14 protein-coding genes are annotated in these 17,180 nt (G+C 45.2%); 8 read left to right on the top strand and 6 right to left on the bottom strand.

What is annotated here, in order from left to right; translation table 11 throughout:
- Positions 1-6 precede the first annotated feature (6 nt).
- The gene (locus BUC05_RS12230; protein ID WP_011246093.1) at positions 7-918 is read left to right on the top strand and encodes an ABC transporter permease; all 912 of its coding nucleotides are present in this window, start codon (positions 7-9) and stop codon (positions 916-918) included.
- 75 nt (positions 919-993) lie between these two features.
- On the opposite strand, the gene BUC05_RS12225 is transcribed toward BUC05_RS12230, so the two are convergent.
- Positions 994-1,833 (bottom strand): alpha/beta hydrolase, encoded by an 840-nt coding sequence (locus BUC05_RS12225; protein WP_011246094.1) that lies wholly within the window; start codon positions 1,831-1,833, stop codon positions 994-996.
- Positions 1,834-1,903: 70 nt separating this feature from the next.
- Here BUC05_RS12225 and BUC05_RS12220 point away from each other — a divergent pair, with 70 nt between their 5' ends.
- The 3 genes from BUC05_RS12220 to BUC05_RS12210 all read left to right on the top strand — a co-directional run bounded on the left by BUC05_RS12220 (position 1,904) and on the right by BUC05_RS12210 (position 4,507).
- Positions 1,904-2,440 carry a histidine phosphatase family protein gene (locus BUC05_RS12220; protein ID WP_035206044.1) on the top strand — a complete coding sequence of 179 codons (537 nt, stop codon included), beginning with the start codon at positions 1,904-1,906 and terminating at the stop codon, positions 2,438-2,440.
- Positions 2,441-2,567: 127 nt separating this feature from the next.
- On the top strand, positions 2,568-3,158 hold the full coding sequence (locus BUC05_RS12215) for a TetR/AcrR family transcriptional regulator (RefSeq protein WP_011246096.1): 591 nt from the start codon (positions 2,568-2,570) through the stop codon (positions 3,156-3,158).
- Entirely contained in the window at positions 3,155-4,507 is a 1,353-nt protein-coding gene (locus BUC05_RS12210) for an MATE family efflux transporter (protein WP_011246097.1), read from the top strand. The genes BUC05_RS12215 and BUC05_RS12210 overlap by 4 nt, the downstream gene beginning before the upstream one ends.
- A gap of 109 nt (positions 4,508-4,616) precedes the next feature.
- Here BUC05_RS12210 and proC read toward each other — a convergent pair whose 3' ends face one another.
- From proC to phnD, 5 genes are all read right to left on the bottom strand, one after another.
- Complete coding sequence (gene proC / locus BUC05_RS12205) at positions 4,617-5,417, bottom strand: pyrroline-5-carboxylate reductase (RefSeq protein WP_011246098.1); 801 nt, start codon at positions 5,415-5,417, stop codon at positions 4,617-4,619.
- Between the two features lie 90 nt (positions 5,418-5,507).
- Positions 5,508-6,311 (bottom strand): phosphonate ABC transporter, permease protein PhnE, encoded by an 804-nt coding sequence (gene phnE, locus BUC05_RS12200; RefSeq protein ID WP_011246099.1) that lies wholly within the window; start codon positions 6,309-6,311, stop codon positions 5,508-5,510.
- Entirely contained in the window at positions 6,308-7,096 is a 789-nt protein-coding gene (gene phnE / locus BUC05_RS12195) for a phosphonate ABC transporter, permease protein PhnE (protein ID WP_011246100.1), read from the bottom strand. The genes phnE (BUC05_RS12200) and phnE (BUC05_RS12195) overlap by 4 nt, the downstream gene beginning before the upstream one ends.
- The gene (phnC, locus tag BUC05_RS12190; RefSeq protein WP_011246101.1) at positions 7,065-7,865 is read right to left on the bottom strand and encodes a phosphonate ABC transporter ATP-binding protein; all 801 of its coding nucleotides are present in this window, start codon (positions 7,863-7,865) and stop codon (positions 7,065-7,067) included. Before phnC ends, phnE (BUC05_RS12195) begins: the two co-directional genes overlap by 32 nt.
- Before the next feature lie 120 nt (positions 7,866-7,985).
- The gene (phnD, locus tag BUC05_RS12185; protein WP_011246102.1) at positions 7,986-8,924 is read right to left on the bottom strand and encodes a phosphate/phosphite/phosphonate ABC transporter substrate-binding protein; all 939 of its coding nucleotides are present in this window, start codon (positions 8,922-8,924) and stop codon (positions 7,986-7,988) included.
- 504 nt (positions 8,925-9,428) lie between these two features.
- On the opposite strand from phnD, the gene BUC05_RS12180 reads away from it, so the two are divergent.
- From BUC05_RS12180 to BUC05_RS12165, 4 genes are all read left to right on the top strand, one after another.
- Positions 9,429-11,456 (top strand): HelD family protein, encoded by a 2,028-nt coding sequence (locus BUC05_RS12180; protein WP_011246103.1) that lies wholly within the window; start codon positions 9,429-9,431, stop codon positions 11,454-11,456.
- Between the two features lie 709 nt (positions 11,457-12,165).
- Positions 12,166-13,884, top strand: a complete 1,719-nt coding sequence (locus tag BUC05_RS12175) for an ABC transporter ATP-binding protein (protein ID WP_011246104.1) — start codon at positions 12,166-12,168, stop codon at positions 13,882-13,884.
- A 2-nt stretch (positions 13,885-13,886) separates the two neighbouring features.
- The gene (locus BUC05_RS12170) at positions 13,887-15,764 is read left to right on the top strand and encodes an ABC transporter ATP-binding protein (RefSeq protein WP_011246105.1); all 1,878 of its coding nucleotides are present in this window, start codon (positions 13,887-13,889) and stop codon (positions 15,762-15,764) included.
- Positions 15,765-15,841: 77 nt separating this feature from the next.
- On the top strand, positions 15,842-17,101 hold the full coding sequence (locus BUC05_RS12165) for an ATP-binding protein (RefSeq protein ID WP_011246106.1): 1,260 nt from the start codon (positions 15,842-15,844) through the stop codon (positions 17,099-17,101).
- Positions 17,102-17,180 lie beyond the last annotated feature (79 nt).

Genomic DNA, 17,180 nt, shown 5'->3' with positions numbered 1-17,180 from the left:
CCGGATGTGGAAACGGAAACGCAGTTAGCAACAAACCCATCTCCCAAGCGTCCAGATAAAAAGGAGAACAAAGCAAAGTCTCCATGGGCGACTATGATTGTTCAGCTAATCGAAAATAAACTATCTTTAATTGGTTTAATCATTATTATCTGTTTTCTATTACTCGCATTGCTGGCCCCTTATTTAACGCCGTATTCATTTGCTGAAACCAATTCGTCGATTCGGTTATTGCCCCCTTCTGGCGATCATTGGTTTGGTACGGACGATCTCGGCCGCGACGTGTTTACAAGAGTCGCTTATGGAGCGCGGATTTCCCTTTTGATCGGCTTTTTCGCCGTCGTCGGTGCAATGGTTGTCGGTACGCTGCTCGGGCTGATTGCAGGCTTTTACGGAAAGTGGGTTGATATGCTTCTTTCCCGTGTCTTTGATGTGATGCTTGCTTTTCCGAGCATTTTGCTGGCGATTGCCATTGTCGCTATTCTTGGCCCGTCGCTTTCCAACGCGATGCTAGCCATTGCGATTATTAACGTGCCGATTTTTGCACGACTTGTACGGTCTAAAGTCATCAGCCTTAAACAGGAAGAATTCGTAATGGCGGCTCGTGCCCAAGGAATGAAAAACGGCCGTTTGCTGTTCCACCATATTCTCCCGAACAGCATGGCGCCGATCATTGTCCAGGCGACGTTAGGATTTGGCGTCGCGATTATTGAAGCGGCCGCACTTGGCTTTCTCGGCATGGGGGCGAGCCCGCCGACGCCAGAGTGGGGCAAAATGCTTGCTGATTCAAGAGGCTATATTCAAAACGCCTACTGGTCTGTCCTTTTCCCAGGCTTGTCGATTATGCTAGTCGTGCTTGGCTTTAACATGATCGGTGATGGGTTGCGCGATGCATTGGACCCGAAAATGAAGGGGAAATAAGGCAATCGGTTATGAATGCAGCGTTAAGGGGCGAAAGCATCTACGAGTCGTAAACACCATTAGCCCCTTGTCTGTTTACAGCTTCACACTTGAGAATTGTTCAATATCCTTGTAAAAACTTGCAACATCTTCAGCGTAAGGATGATGGCCACAATCAAGTAGCGCGATTTGTTGGTTTGGAAACGAGAAACGCTGATAATGGTGAGGGCCGATTGCATGATCATGCTTGCCTGCAAGAATGAGGACAGGCTTAACAAATTCAGTTGTCCGTTTTCGATAATCGATTGCGAACAAGTCAGAATGCAAGAATGCCTGCTGAAAGCGATGGTCGCTTTGGTTATCGGGGCGATCGTCGGCCTGTTCTAACCGCTTTGCATGTGCGGTGTGTTGAAACTGGATACGTTCCCAGTTTCCCGCTTCACGGAGTTGGATAATGGTATCTTGAAAGTGCTTCACCAATAAACTTGTTTGTGTAGGCGGGTTAACGGTTTTCCCGAGAAGATTGCTCCCGTACTTTAGTTGATAGGTTAACGATTCAGCCATATACAACGTCGTATTGCATAAAATTAACGAATCTACCCGGTTAGGGTACTGTAAGGCATAGAGAAAGGCGAGTAAGCCGCCAAACGAGTGGCCGAACACGCTCCACTTGTGAAAGCCAAAAAAACGGCGGACTTCTTCCATATCTGTAAGCAAGCGGTCATAACGGTAGGTAGACGAAGGCGCATGTTGTGAACGACCGCAACCTCGTTGATCAAGGTAAATCATTGTTCTTGTTTTCTCCAATATGGGGCCAGCGAGCTGTTCAAAAGAGCCGCTCCAATATCCAGGGCCGCCATGTAGGAAGAGTGTTGGTAATCCGGTGACACGCTTATTCGCATAGACGAGACAGCCATCTGACAGTTGGATGTGCATAGGGAAACTCCTTGTCTGTTTTTCATTATTTTCCCATGAGTTTAAGGAAGATGTAAAGGAGGCGTAAACACTGAAATCATCCTTATATATCGTTCGGCATGCCGAGGCAACTGGGCAACAGCCCGATGCTCCCTTAACAAATAAGGGGGAAAGCGATGCTGAACGCTTAGCTGATTTTTTTCATCGAAAAGGCATTAAACATATCGTTTCAAGCCCATTTGCCCGTGCAGTGGCGACCGCTAAACCAACCGCAGAAAAATTAGCGCTTCGTATAAAGCAAGACCAACGTTTACAGGAACGGGTTTTATGCGGGAAACCGGCAGACAATTGGTTGGAATTGTTAGAGAGCAGTTTTCACGACATGGACAAACAATGGCCAGGTGGCGAGTCATCCAATCAAGCAAAAAAGCGGATATTGGCCGTTGTGGAGGAAGCCGCAAAAACTGAAGAACCCACTGTCATTGTTAGCCATGGAAACCTAATTTCGTTGCTGTTGCATACAATCGATCCACAATTTGGTTTTCAGCAATGGAAACAAATGCAGTGCCCCGAAGTTTTTCACGTCGATCTAGTAGGTCAAACAATCACAAAAATCGACCTTTCCTAGAAAAAATGAGCCAGCTTGTGATGCCATGTGCTTCCAAGCTGGCTCGTTCTCTTAAAAAATAAAACTAGTCTTTCCGAGCAGCATTTGCTATAATTTCCTGACGAACGTTCGGAAGGTGGGGTGGAAAATGACAGCTAAAGACATTAAAGCCGCCGCGTTTAAATTTTTTTCACGGCATGGCTATGAAGGCGCATCGTTGTCGCAAATCGCCCATGAAGCGGGCATAAAGAAACAGAGCATTTATACGCATTTTGACGGGAAAGACGATTTGTTTATGCAAGTCGTTCATGATGTGGCTGAGTTGGAATTGGGTATGAAAAAGCAGCTGCTCGAAGACTTCGAAGACGAAGCCTTTGAACAACAACTTTACCGTTATGTGTCTGAACATAAACGACTTGTAGAGGAAGATGAACGGTTTTTCTTTTGGCTGCGAATTTCGTTTTTCCCGCCCGTTCACCTTTATGATGAAGTTGAGGAGATCTTTATGCGCAATGAGGAGCAAATTGAAAGGCTCATCTATCAGTTGTTTGCGAAAGCGATAAAGGCGAAACGAATCGGAAGCCAAAACCCGGAAACGCCGACGCTTGCTTTTATGGCATTGTTGGATGCTTTGGCTATTGAGCTCGTGTATGGGGCAGATAAAGAAAGAATCAAGAAAAAGACGGCTGCTGGCTGGGCCGTTTTTTGGCGAGGAATTATGGCAGGTGAAGATACGTGAGTACACAACATACACAAAATCCTTTAGACACACAACCAATAGGGAAAATATTTCTCCGTTATTTAATCCCATCATTAGTTGGGATGATTTTAATGGCTGTCAACTTGGCGGTTGATGGAATTATGGTCGGAAATAAATTGGGCCCAGTCGCTCTTGCTGGCGTTAATATTGCTGGACCGGTATACACCGTGTTTGTCGCAATGTCCCTTTGGCTTGGCATTGGCGGTGCGACCTTGTACTCTCAGAGCATGGGGCGAAAAGAGCCCGAGCGTGCCCGATTTATTTTTACCCATTCTTTAGTCTTAATTGGGTCAGGCACACTGATCATTGGCTTCATTGCTTGGATGTTCCATGAACCGCTCGTTTATGCGCTGGGCGCCAATGATGAAACGGCTCCGTTTGCCGCTGATTATATGAATGTATTTTTAGTGTTTGGCTTTGTTTTCACATTGGAAAATGCGTTTAGCATTTTTGTACGCAATGACGGCAATCCAAACTTGGCGATGGCAGCGCTTGTAACAACCGCTTTTTCCAATGTAGGGATCAACTATATGATTTTATATGTGTTTGATATGGGGGTTCGTGAAATTGCGTTTGGCACGATTTTGGCGGCAACATTAGGGTTGCTTGTGCTCACTACCCATTTTTTTACGAAGAAAAGCAATCTCAAACTTGTTCCATTTAGATTTGAAAAGCCTTTAACGGTCAAAGCGTTTACATTTGGCTTCCCAAGTTTTCTTGCTGAAGTAGGCATTTCTGTATTTACGATTTCACATAACATTATGTTTGCCCGTTTAGCGGGCACAGTGGGCGTAGCGGCTTTTTCTGTTTTAAATTATGTTCATGGCGTCATGTTGCTTATGTTCTTAGGAATGGGATCGGCGATTCAGCCGATCATCAGCTACTTCCACGGAGCAGATGAAACCGCGAAAAAACGGGCGATTATGCGAATCGCTATAAGGACTGCTTTTATCGCTGGGGCGGCTTGCTTCTTAATTGGCCAAGTGGCAGCTACACCGATTGTCCATTTATTTGGTGATTTTCCCACTGAAGTAAAGGAAATGGCTACCCTTGGGATACGCTTGTTTTTCATTGCTTATTTTGTCATGGGGATTAATTTTGTCTTAATGAGTTATTTTCAATCAATTGGTTCTGTGGCAGTAGCGACGTGGATTACCGCAGGCAGAGAGATTTTTTTTATGCTACTGTTTCTTCTTACCATCCCGTTTGTGTTTGGCGCCAATGCGATCTGGCTATCCATTCCGTTCGCCGAACTAGCAGTATTGGCATTTATCCTCGTTTATTTAAAGCGGAACCGGATTGTTTTTAGGGAGGATAAAGGACTTTAATGGTACCGTCACGTTAAAAAGAGTGCATAAAAACCGCTGATAACAGTGTTTGCTATCAGCGGTTTTTCGTTCATTTATAGGCCGCTTTCTAAAAAGATCCATGTAGTAGTTAATTTCGTTTGTTTTTTGCGTGGTCTGTCACAGCATGAACCGCACGTTCAAGCATCGCGGAAAAGTGGTCATTGCCAAGGGAAACAAGCCCTGCCTCAGTCGCACCGCCAGGCGTCGTCACTTGGTCACGCAGTTCCTGCGGGGGAGCGCCTGTTTCTAACATCTTTACGCTGCCAGCAAGCATCGTTTTTACCAAATGCCGCGCTTGTTTATCGGTGATGCCATAGGATAAAGCCATTTTTTCCAGTTGCAGCGCGAATTCATAGACAAAAGCCGGCGCACTGCCCGTGATCGCGGTTAAATCATGAATTTGCTCTTCCGATAGCTCTTCCCCTGCTCCAATGGCGTGAACAATCTCTTTCACGAGCAGCTTTTGCTTTTCAGCTACGTTTTTCCCGAATGCGTAGAGGCTGATCGATGTGCCAACTTGTGCCGCCGTATTCGGCATAATCCATGCCGCTGCTGTTCCTTCCGGCAATTGTGCTTCCATGTCACTCGGACCAATTCCAGCAGCAACGGTGATGATGAGTTGGCCGCGAATCATAGGGGCCAACTCGGAAAGGACTTCTCCATGGGCAGACGGTGGCATCGCTAACAGAAGGACATCTGCCTTTGCGGCAATCGCTCCATGTGTGTCAACTGGCGTAATGGCATAACGTTGTGCTAGCTCGCCAAGGCGCTCTTTGTTCGTGCGATTGGTGACATAAATTGAATCAAATGGTTGCTTAGGCTGGCGCAACAACCCGGAAAAAATCGCTTCAGCCATGCGGCCAGCGCCAATAAATAAAATCGATGGCAACGTTTATCCTCCTAAAAAGAATCATGCATGCCAGCTAATTTGGCATTGGTCAGACTGGAGAGAAACAAGCATTTTCGCTCAATCTGACAATTACACAACTTTTTTGCGCAATGCGCTGGAAATTAAATCAATGATCAACACAAATACGACTAAGCCAATCAAAATAATGCCGACACGGTCCCAACTTCTGCCTTGAATGGCAAACAAAAGCGGCGTGCCAATCCCTCCAGCAGCGACCACACCAAGTGTCGAAGCCGAGCGCATATTGATTTCAAATCGGTACAATGTCGCAGAAATAAAGCCAGGCAACACTTGGGGAACGACCGCAAACCAGAGGATTTGCAATTTGTTTGCCCCAGCGGCAACGAGCGCTTCTGCAGGGCCGGGATCAATCGATTCAATTTCTTCGGCGTATAATTTGCCAAGCATGCCGATCGCACTAAAGCCAAGGGCGAGCATTCCAGCATACGGGCCAGGGCCAACAATCGCAATAAATAGCAACGCCATGACCATATCAGGGAATGTACGGAAAAAGCTTAAAAAGGACTTCCCTGATCCTGAGACAATTCGCTTTACGCTTAAGTTTCTCGCTGCCCAAAATGCAATTGGAAAGGAAAGAACGACAGAGAGGCTAATGCCAACAAGAGCAATGGCAAACGTTTCAAGCAAATTTGAAATTAAATCGACTTCGCCTGGACGGTATACATAAGACCAATCAGGATTTAAAAATCCGTCCATGATCGCGCCTGTAATCACCCAGGCATTTTTCGTAATTCCGCTATAATCAATGCCGCCAAAGCCCCAAATGTAAAGGAGCAGCAGCCCAAGAATAATCGCGGCTGATTGGATCCGGCGCTTTTTCGGCTTTTCGATTGTGCTTCTTAAATCACTCATATGAGACGCTCCCGAATTTTTAAGCTAATAAAATCGATTAGCAATACAACTAAAAATGTATAAAGGATTAACGCCAATACTTGGTCAAAATTGTAAAAGCCAATTGCCTGTTTGTATAAAAGTCCAATGCCTCCAGCTCCAACTAACCCTAAAATCGCAGCGGCACGGACATTAATTTCGAATGTGTATAGAACATAGGACGTAAATTGAGGCAACACTTGCGGAACGACGCCAAAGACGATCCATTGGATTTTGTTGGCGCCAACCGATGTCATTGATTCCAACGGCCCCTGGTCGATGTTTTCCACCGCTTCAAATGAAAGCTTGGCAATGATTCCGATTGAAAAGATGCTAAGCGCCACTACGCCGGCTAATGTGTTGAAACCAAGAATGGCGGCAAAGATGGCGGCGAGCAACAAATCTGGCACTGTCCGCAGCATATTCAAGACAATCCGGGCAGGTTGGTAAATCCAAGGCGTATTGACAATATTGTGTGCGCAAAGGAATAAAATCGGGATGGAGATGATTCCGCCTATCGTCGTACCAATTAATGCCATTCGGATCGTATCAAGCATTGCCTGTGTCGCATTCACAAAAAAAGTCATATCAGGTGGAAACATTTTAAAGACGAGTTCAAATACATTTTGCCACTTGCTTAAAATAATGAGCGGGTTTGCATCTATGTACCAAGCGCTCGCGCCTATAAGGGCAAATAGCAGCAATAATGTCATATAAAGTTTTGTCCGGGGGGGCTTATTGACTGGCATGTTCGCTTGCTGGTTCATCCAATTCCTCCCCTAAGAGCTCGTCCTCTTGAATCGGGCGCCCGTAAATTTCAGCAAATTTTTCATCTGTTGCTTCTGAGACAGGACCGTCAAATACAACCTCGCCAGCCCGGAGGCCAATAATCCGTGTCGCATACTCTCGTGCCAAATCAATAAAATGCAAGTTGACAATTGTTGTAATCTTGTCTTCTTTATTAATGCGTTTTAAATCGTCCATAACTTGTTTCGTTGTCAATGGGTCGAGAGAAGCGGTTGGTTCGTCTGCTAAAATGACGCTTGGTTCTTGTGCAAGTGCTCTAGCGATCGCTACACGCTGTTGTTGGCCGCCAGACAAATCACTTGCTCGGGAATAGGCTTTTTCAAGGATATTGACACGGTTGAGCGCTTGCAAGGCAAGCTCGACATCTTGCTTAGGAAATAAATTTAAAACGGTCCGCAATGTTCCATGGTAACCGACGCGGCCTGACAGCACGTTGCGCAAGACAGAGGAACGTTTTACAAGATTAAAGCTCTGAAAAATCATCGCCGTTCTTTGCCGTATTTGCCGCAATTCCTTTCCTTTTGCTTTCGTAATGGATAGGCCGTCAATGAGAATTTCGCCGTCAGTAATTTCATTTAATCGGTTAATGGAACGAAGCAATGTTGATTTTCCCGCCCCAGACAGGCCGACGACGACAACAAATTCGCCTCGCTCAATCGTTAAATCAATATTTTTTAAGCCTTTCGTCCCGTTTGGATAGGTTTTCGATACATTTTTTATTTCGATCATCGGTATCCCAACTCTCTTATAAACTGATCATGATAGGGAAATGGCCATACAATACATAAGTGGAGAGCCCGCAAGGCGGACTCTCGCTATGAATAAATGAAAGTAACGTTCTATTGATCCTTATGGTTGTTGGATTCGTTCCGCATAATCACGGACGATGTCAAAATTGCTGTCCTCTGAAAGCTCGTACCCTTCGTGGGAATAAATATCAAAAATGATTTGGCGCCCTTCTGGGTCTTCGCCGATCTCAATAAAGGCATCAGCAATTTTGTCGCGCCACTCTTGAGACAGATCAGAGCGAACGGAAACGGTATCATTTGGAATGTCTTCTGTTAAAGCCACAACTCGGGTTTGCTCCCACACGTCAGGGAATTCTTCTTTAATCGTATTACGTGCATCTTGGAAAGTTACGGCTGCGTCGACTTCGCCATTGAGAAGCGCAATAAGCGCAGCGTCATGCCCTTGAAATTCAACGCCCTTTACGTCATTTTGCGGGTCAATGCCTGCGTCAAGCAAAGAAGCTGCTGGCCATACATATCCTGCTGAGGAAGTGGCGCCTTGGAAAGCGATGGTTTTGCCTTCTAAATCTTCAAGGGACTCGATATCAGAGTCTGCCATCACGACGAATTGAGATTTGTACGAGTTAACTAGTTCGTCCGTTTGGGACCCGTCCTCTTCATTTACACCATAGCGCAACGATTGGAGCAGTACATCTGCATAGCCTTCTTCATTCGCTGTTACATAGGCATTTGGCGGCAAGAAACCGACATCGATCGTTTTTGAACCCATCGCTGTTACAACAGACGGATAGTCTGTCGACACAGACACCTCTACGTCAATATCTAGCCTTTCTGAAAGCAGCTCTTCTAGCGGCGCTGCAATCACATCAAGATTTTCAGCGTTTTGTGATGGAACAAATTGCACTTTTAGAACATCTGTTGGCGAATAGCCGTCCTCACTGTCGCCTCCGTTACCTGAGTTCGTGTCATTTCCGCCGCACGCGGCAAGAACTAGGGCAGTAACAGCTACAAGTGACGAGCCAAAAACTTTCTTTTTCAATGTGATTGTCCCCCTAATTATTCGTTAAAAATGTAGCTTTCTCAATAATTGTAGAATTTGTTTGTGAAACCGTCAAGAATCGTTTTTTCGACAACGAGCGCGATTGTAACAATCAAAAAGCAGAAGTAAGAGTCGTAAAGCCACTTTTTGGTTGTTCAATCGCTGTCCGACACCAATACGGCAAAACTCCTATTATAGCAGCCTCCTAATCGATCAATCTTTTTACAAACAAACCCTATTTTATTATAGAGGAAAAGCAAATACGGATTTTATAGAATCGATGTTTTTATTGTAAACGAGCCTTAAAAAACAATGGAAGATCATCAGACAATATACAAAAAACCTTCACCAAAAGAGCGAATCTTCGGTGAAGGTTTCCATATAATGGCATATTTATTTTTGGCACTTGAACTATATAAAGCTTACCAAAACGAAAAGAAAAAGTCTATTCTTTTTTTTCGTTTTTCGCGACAATAGAGAAGAACTTTTAGGAGGAGTGATACGATGTCCATATTTGAAGCCGAAGAGGCGCAGTTGCAGGCGACGCTTGCCCGACTGGATGAACTAGGCGATAAGCTGGAGCAGGTGCCGCGCTACCGCGGGAGCGATTTTACGGAACAAGTGCTGGAAGATAGGCGTGAGCATTTACGTACAGCGCTTCATTCAGCCAGACAAGAACCGTATTTTGGCAGGCTCGACTTTTGTGAATGGGACCAGGAAACAAAAGCGCTCTATATTGGAAAAGTCGGCGTTCACGATGAAGACAGCGGCGATCCGTTCGTAATTGATTGGCGCGCACCGGTTGCCTCACTGTTTTATTCGTTTACAGGAAGTGAGGAAGATGTTTTTTATCAATCACCGGAAGGCATAGTCGAAGGTGAAATTTTGCTGAAGCGAAACATTGTGATTCGAAATCGCCGTCTGCAGCGGGTCGTGGATAGCTATGCGAAAGGGCAAGAAATGAGCGGCGGCGATGAATTTTTGTTATATAAGTTAAGCGAGCAAAAAGACAACAAATTGAAAGACATTGTCGCGACCATTCAAGCAGAACAAAACGCGATCATTCGCCATGCAATCAAAGAACCGCTTATTATCCAAGGAGCTGCTGGAAGCGGGAAAACGACAGTCGCCTTGCATCGCCTTGCCTATTTGTTGTATGAATTCCGCGAGCAGCTACGAGCTGAGAAAATGGTGATTTTTGCGCCAAACGCGATGTTTCTCGATTATATTTCACACGTCCTGCCGGAGCTCGGAGTAGGAACGATTGCCCAAAGTACATTTGCCAACTGGGGGTTGTCGGTGCTTGGTTCTTCTTATCAGCTTTATGACACGAAAAAACGCTTGGCCAATCAATTTGAATCGAAACTTGAACAGCAGTCAGAAGATGTGCTTGCTTATAAAGGCTCGCTTGCATGCCAAAAGCAAATGCGTCGTTTTATTGATGCTTATGTAGGGGAAAGGGTGCCCAAAAAAGATTTTTGCCCGTGGGACGGCTGCGTGCTGAACAAAGAAACAATGAAACAGTGGATTGAGCAGGATTTTGCCGCTTCGCCGCCAATGAAACGGCGGGAGCGCTTTCATGCCCGCGCGAAACGATGGATTGAGATCGAAGCAAAGCGCTTTGAAGACAAAAAAGAACAACAGGCTTTTAAGTCGGAAGCGCTTAAACGTTTGCGCTCCTTTCTTTCCTACTGGTCCAAGCCTGATCTTGCTAAGTTGTACACCGCTTTTTTAAAAGAACAGCAACTGCCAGTGCCTGCTAGTCTGAAAGAGAAGCGGTTAGGCTACGAAGATATAGCTCCACTTGTGTACATGCACCAACAGCTTTACGGAATTGAGCGCGACGCTCGCTTCGACCATGTTGTTATCGATGAAGCGCAAGATGTATCCCCTTTTATGCTAGCTGTTTTAAAAGAGCGGACGCGCGCAGGAGGATTTACGATATTAGGGGATCTAGCCCAAGGGATTCACGGAGACGAAGGAATTTCGAACTGGGCTGCCTTTGAAGAGGTATTTGCCAACAACGTTTCCTATGTACAAATGGAGCGGAGTTACCGGTCAACGATGGAAATTATTGAATTTTCGAACCGGATCCTTCAGCAAATGGCTTTCGCTCCTGCGCCAGCAAAACCTGTTTTTCGCAGCGGGCAAGACGTGGTTGTGGAACAGAGGCCGACGGAACATGTGGCGCACTGGGTAAAGGCGATGCAGGATAAACAAACACAAACCATCGCCGTTCTTACACGTACAGAAAAAGCTAGCACAGCCATTTGCAGGCAGCTACAAGCAGCGGGCTTTGATGCTCATTTGCTTATAGCAGGAGGAGAAAGGTATGAGGGCGGCATTTCTGTTTTGCCTGTTTATCTTTCAAAAGGATTTGAATTTGATGCTGTCTTACTAACTGATGTAACAAACGACCATTACCCTTGTGATGAACTCCATAAAAAACTATTGTATGTGGGTTGCACACGGGCCCTTCATGAACTGACTGTTTGGTATGACGGTGCGTTGTCCCCGATCTTGGCTCCTTGATTGTCAATGAGCTGACACCTCGTCTTTTTTGCAAAAATATTTCAGTAGGAAAGCAGGTGTCTTGCTCATTTTAAAGATGTTCACATACAATCTTCCTGTTAGTAAGTCCTGGTTAAAAGGAAGGGTCTGTCAGTTTTCGAACGTTTTTTGCTAAATTTGGAGATGATAAAGATAAATTTACATAGTTTCTAAGTGCTAGCCGTTGTATACTTAAGAAAAGTGTCAAATAACGTCGAGCTGTTTGGTTAAGCGGCTAATTTCTTTCGTTCAAGCTAGATTTGCAATAGGGAGTGACTTTAGTGAACGCAAAGTTTGTGAAAATCCTTTCAGCCGTTTTTGTGGTCGGTGTAGTAGGAGCTGTTTTAATTGCAATGTCGGCGGGGGCATAGTTTAGTAGGCAAAATACTCTTATCGTTGTTCGTTGCAGCGTAAACTTTCTGTGGGATCTCCCCAGAAAGTTTTTTTATTTCCAGGGAGATCGGGCTATTCATTTCCTACAAACAATTTAGCGTTTTCTACTCAAAATAACAACAACGGTAGAGGACGTTCTGTCTGCGGGCACCTTGGCATGCAGTTAGAACAAATGAATGGGCGATATTGCTTTCGGCTATAGGATAATATAATAGAACGAAGACAAAAAATAAGCTATGATAGGAAAATAATATAAAATAAGAACTGTGGTGGTTGGTGCAGGAAGAGGGGCGTTACTGTGAAAACTGTTTTTTCCTATTTGCTTCCTTATAAAGCAGCAGCAGTGATTGCTTTTGCTTTTATGTTGCTTGAGTTGGCTGTGGAACTAATTCAACCGCTCTTGCTTGCCCGGATTATTGACGACGGGATTATCGAAAATGATTTAAAGACTGTTTTTGTGTGGGGAGGCGTATTGGTCGGCCTTTCGTTATTAGCGTTTATAGCCGGCGTGCTAAACTCCTTTTATGCAGGCCACGCTGGCCAAAGCACAGGGTTTGATATCCGCAATGCGATGTTTAAAACGATCCAGCGTTCGAGCCTTGAAAAGTTGCAGCCATTTGAAACATCCTCTTTGATGACAAGGTTGTCTAATGACGTAACACAAATCCAAAATACGGTTTTTATGAGCCTACGCATTATGGCTAGAGCACCGTTGCTTATCATTGGCGGGTGCGTGATGGCATTTGCTGTCAATGCTCGTTTAGCATTGTTTTTATTCATTACGATCCCACCGATCATCCTCTTTCTAATGTGGATTTTAAAGAAAGGCGTACATATTTTTAGTGAAGTTCAAGCAAAAGTCGATTCAGTCAACCATGTGGTACGAGAAAATTTGACTGGCATTCGTGTGATCCGCGTTTTTGTGCGCAAAGCCGAGGAGGCGCAGCGTTTTTTTCGGGAAAGCAACAAGCTGATGGATCGGACGGTAAAAGCTTTTCGCCTAATGGAATTGACATTGCCTGTTTTGCTGTTTTTAATGAACGGCTCGATTTTGCTTGTCCTTTGGTTTGGGAGCATTGACATTGGCAATGGTGCGACACAAGTTGGCGATGTTGTGGCGATTGTCAACTATGCAACGCGAATTACTTCTGCGTTAACGGTTTTTTCGATGATTATTATCGTCTTTTCCCGGGCTAGAGCCTCGGCAACGCGAATTGAGGAAGTGCTGCTAGAGCCTGATGACGAACTAAAGGAAAGCGAGGCAAAGCCTGAGCCCCCAGCTATGAAAGGGGAGCTGCGCTTTGAACATGTATCGTTTTCTTATGCAGAGGGGGCTCCCTTTGTGTTGAAAAACATCGATTTCGCTGTAAAGGCGAATGAAACAGTTGCCGTTCTTGGGGAAACAGGTTCTGGAAAATCAACATTATTCCAGCTCATTCCAAAACTTTATGAACCGACAAAAGGAACGGTTCGCATTGATGGAACATCCGTTACAGCGTGGCAAGTTCAAAAGCTGCGCAGGCAAATTGGCTATGTCCCGCAAGCGGTCCGGTTGTTCTCCGGGACGATTCGGGAAAACATTGCCTGGGGCTTTCCAGAAGCATCTGCTGAAGAAATCGAAGCAGTTGCTAAAGTGGCGCAAATTCATGAGGCGATTGTACGCTTGCCAGATGGGTACGACACGATTGTTGGCCAGCAAGGCGTCAATTTGTCAGGAGGCCAAAAACAGCGGATTTCCATTGCCCGTGCCCTGCTAGGCAAGCCGAAAATGTTGCTTCTTGATGACAGTACAAGCGCCCTTGATGCGAAAACAGAAGCCCGTTTTCTCAAGGCGTTAGAGCAACAACCATGCACGACGATGATGGTTACGCAAAAATTGTCAACGGCGACTCAGGCAGACCGGATTTTATTGCTTGAATACGGCGAACTGGTTGGCTTCGGCAGCCACGAAGAGTTGCTGCGGTCATCGCCGTTCTATAAAAAAATTTATAAGTCGCAATATGGCAAGGAGGCGTGAGGATGAGGCTTCGTTCCGCATTAACAGAGCCATTTCGGTATAAAACCATCAATTGGCGCGCGTCCCGCCAGTCTCAGGCAACAAGCAGCCAGCCCCAGCATCCACACGCTGCCAGGGCTGGAGGACGGCCAGAGACAGCCAAGGATGGGAAAGGAGCGGCCAAAAGAATTTTTGCTTATTTGACAAGGCAAAAAGGGGCACTTTTTCTTGTCATGGCGCTTGTTTTTGCCAGCGCTGTATTGACGCTGGCCGGTCCTTTTTTAATCGGCGTTGTCATTGATGACTATATCATTCCTACTGATTTTGGCGGTTTGGAGATCATATTGCTCTTTTTGCTTGGTTCGTACGCCGCTTTAAGCATTTCAACGTTTTTGCAAAACTTTATGATGGTCAAAATCGCACAGGCGACTGTGTTTGCGATCCGTAAAGATTTATTTGCCCAATTGCAAAAGTTGCCAATCGGTTTTTTTGACAAACACAAGCACGGAGATTTGATGAGCCGTATGACAAACGACATTGAAAATATTTCGGCGACGTTGAATTCGTCCATTGTGCAAATCATTTCAAGTGTCGTCACTTTTATTGGCATTCTAGCTGTTATGTTATACTTGTCGCCCTTGCTTACAGGGATCACTTTATTCATTGTGCCATTAATGGTTGTAGGAATGCGGTGGATTACAAAGCGAACAAAAGTGTTTTTCAAAGAACAGCAAAAAAGCTTAGGGCAGCTTAACGGCTATTCGGAAGAAACCATTGCTGGCCAATCAGTCGTAAAAACTTTTTCACGGGAAGACACGATTATTGAAGCGTTTGAGGAATATAATGGGGCGTTGCGTCATGCTGGTTTCTGGGCGCAAGTCTATTCTGGTTTTATCCCAAAACTAATGAATGTGTTGAACAATCTCAGTTTTGCCGTTATTGCTGGGATTGGTGGGTTTCTTGCTGTTCATGGAATGGCTGGGGTAACGGTTGGTGTGATTGTCGTGTTTGTCGAGTATTCCCGTCAGTTTACACGGCCGCTAAACGATCTTGCCAATCAATTTAATGCGGTTTTATCAGCGCTAGCCGGTGCGGAGCGTGTATTTGCGGTAATCGATGAAGAGCCTGAAACGGATCAAGCAGGCGCCAGCGCGGTCAAGCAAATAGACGGAAATGTCGCGTTTCAAAATGTCTGTTTCTCCTATGGCGCTACAGAAACGCTCAAAAATGTCTCCTTTACTGCGAAAGCAGGGGAGACGATTGCCTTTGTCGGCCCTACTGGAGCCGGGAAGACGACAATCCTTAACTTGCTGCTTGGTTTTTACCCAGTGAATGAGGGTGCGATTTTTATCGATGGAAACAATCTTGCTAACTTGAAAAAAGACGATGTACGCTCGCAAATGGGCGTTGTTCTTCAGGATCCATTTTTATTTCAAGGCACCATTCGTGAAAACATCCGCTACGGTCGCCTCGAGGCATCGGATCAAGAAGTGGAAGAAGCGGCTAAGTTGGCAAATGCTCATGGGTTTATTTCCCACTTGCCAAATGGATACGAGACGATGCTTTTCCAAGATGGCAGCGGCATTAGCCAAGGGCAAAAACAGTTATTGTCGATTGCCCGAGCGCTGCTTGCTAATCCGTCGATTTTGATTTTGGATGAAGCGACATCTAGTATTGATACGGTGACGGAAATGAAGATCCAAGAAGCGTTAAAACGGTTGATGCATGGGCGCACAAGCTTTGTCATTGCCCACCGCTTAAATACGATTGAAGCCGCTGACCAAATTCTTGTTTTACAGGGAGGACAGGTCACGGAGGCAGGAAGCCACCATGAACTGATGGCGACAAAAGGGTTTTATTACGAGATGCAACAAACAAAACAAATGGATGCAATCCTGTAAATTTTAGCAAGAAGCAGGATTGCCCCGAAAAGTGTCGAATGAGTTCAGAGAAATGGTGCGAGGGGAACGTGGGATGCATGGTTATTGAAAAGCTTCTTATCAATGTGTTTGTGATTATGGTTCCCTTAATCATTTATAGCTTAAAAGCCGAAGGGGGCTGGAAAATCCAGCGTTCGCTTACGATGTTCCATTTCATGAGTGGCGCTGTTATTTTATGCATGTCCTTTTCCATCCGCCAAGGAGACGTTTTCTGGGATTTACGCTATATTCCCATTTTGCTCGCGTTTTTATATGGTGGCAAACGGGCGGGCTGGGGCGTAACCGCCGTTTCAGCCGTTTTTCGGTTGATCGTCGGCGGCGATCTTACTTGTTTTGCCCTCGTGCATTTTTTGCTAAGTGCCTTATTGTTTTCGATTTTTACGAACAGGTTTTACCAGTTGCCAAGCAAATGGCCAAGGCTCAAGTTTGTCAGCCTCGTGTCATTATGGCCAGTGCTGATCCAAGTAACTTTATCACTGATCATTATGCAATGGCTATTCAGAGATAGCTACTTGCCTGCGATGTGGGGAGTGGCCGTTTACTATGCGATTTTTGGCGTTGGTGCGATGTTTTTAATTACTTATCTATATGAGACATTGCTCGAGAGAGACCGTGTCATTGCCGAATCGCTACGTGCCGAAAAGTACAACAGCTTAAATGAACTTGCGGCAACGATTGCCCACGAAGTCAGAAATCCGCTAACCGTTGTGAAAGGGTTTGTCCAGCTGATGGCCGAAGGCGAAAAGAAAAATCAATACCACGCATTAATTGTCGGTGAATTGAACCGGGCGGAAGCGATCATTAATGAATATTTAAGTGCAGCAAAACCTAAAATGGACCAACAACGTGTTTTTTCAGTAGGAGAAACGGTTCATTCTGTTGTCTCACTGCTAAGGCCCTATGCTGCAAAAGGGCATGTCCAGTTGTCTGTCGAAAGCAGCGAAGAAACGCTTTGGGTATGGGCCGACCAAAATAAGCTTAAACAAGCGCTTCTCAATTTTATTAAGAACGGCATCGAAGCAACGCCTCCAAATGGAGCCGTGTTAATTAAATTGGATAAAACAGCTAAAAAGAAACTGTTGTTAACCATTGAGGATACAGGGGTTGGCATGACAAAAGAGCAATTAAAACAAATTGGCACTGCTTATTTTACGACAAAAGACAGTGGTACGGGCATCGGAACAATGGTCTCCATCCGCATGATTGAAATGATGGGCGGCCACGTTTCTTATGCAAGCAAACCAAAAAAGGGCACATGTGTTCATATTATGCTCCCTCTTTACGACAAGGCTTTGTAGCTTCTTGTAAGCGAGATTCAGAAATGAGGCTAGCCTTGTTTTAAGAAGACAAAAGGCAGGTAAATAAATAAAAGGAACA

Origin of the sequence: Shouchella rhizosphaerae, from assembly GCF_900142675.1 — a bacterium.
In the GTDB taxonomy this organism is placed as follows: domain Bacteria; phylum Bacillota; class Bacilli; order Bacillales; family Bacillaceae_D; genus Shouchella; species Shouchella rhizosphaerae.
Note: the sequence above shows the minus strand (reverse complement) of the source record. Positions and strands in the feature narration are given on the sequence as shown.

Excerpts from the sequence above, each read along its gene's own strand:
- phnE (WP_011246100.1), bottom strand. The coding sequence starts at position 7,096 with ATGAACCAGCAAGCGAACATGCCAGTCAATAAGCCCCCCCGGACAAAA.
- BUC05_RS12225 (WP_011246094.1), bottom strand. The coding sequence starts at position 1,833 with ATGCACATCCAACTGTCAGATGGCTGTCTCGTCTATGCGAATAAGCGT.
- phnC (WP_011246101.1), bottom strand. The coding sequence starts at position 7,865 with ATGATCGAAATAAAAAATGTATCGAAAACCTATCCAAACGGGACGAAA.
- BUC05_RS12215 (WP_011246096.1), top strand. The coding sequence starts at position 2,568 with ATGACAGCTAAAGACATTAAAGCCGCCGCGTTTAAATTTTTTTCACGG.
- BUC05_RS12170 (WP_011246105.1), top strand. The coding sequence starts at position 13,887 with ATGAGGCTTCGTTCCGCATTAACAGAGCCATTTCGGTATAAAACCATC.
- BUC05_RS12180 (WP_011246103.1), top strand. The coding sequence starts at position 9,429 with ATGTCCATATTTGAAGCCGAAGAGGCGCAGTTGCAGGCGACGCTTGCC.
- phnE (WP_011246099.1), bottom strand. The coding sequence starts at position 6,311 with ATGAGTGATTTAAGAAGCACAATCGAAAAGCCGAAAAAGCGCCGGATC.
- BUC05_RS12165 (WP_011246106.1), top strand. The coding sequence starts at position 15,842 with ATGGTTATTGAAAAGCTTCTTATCAATGTGTTTGTGATTATGGTTCCC.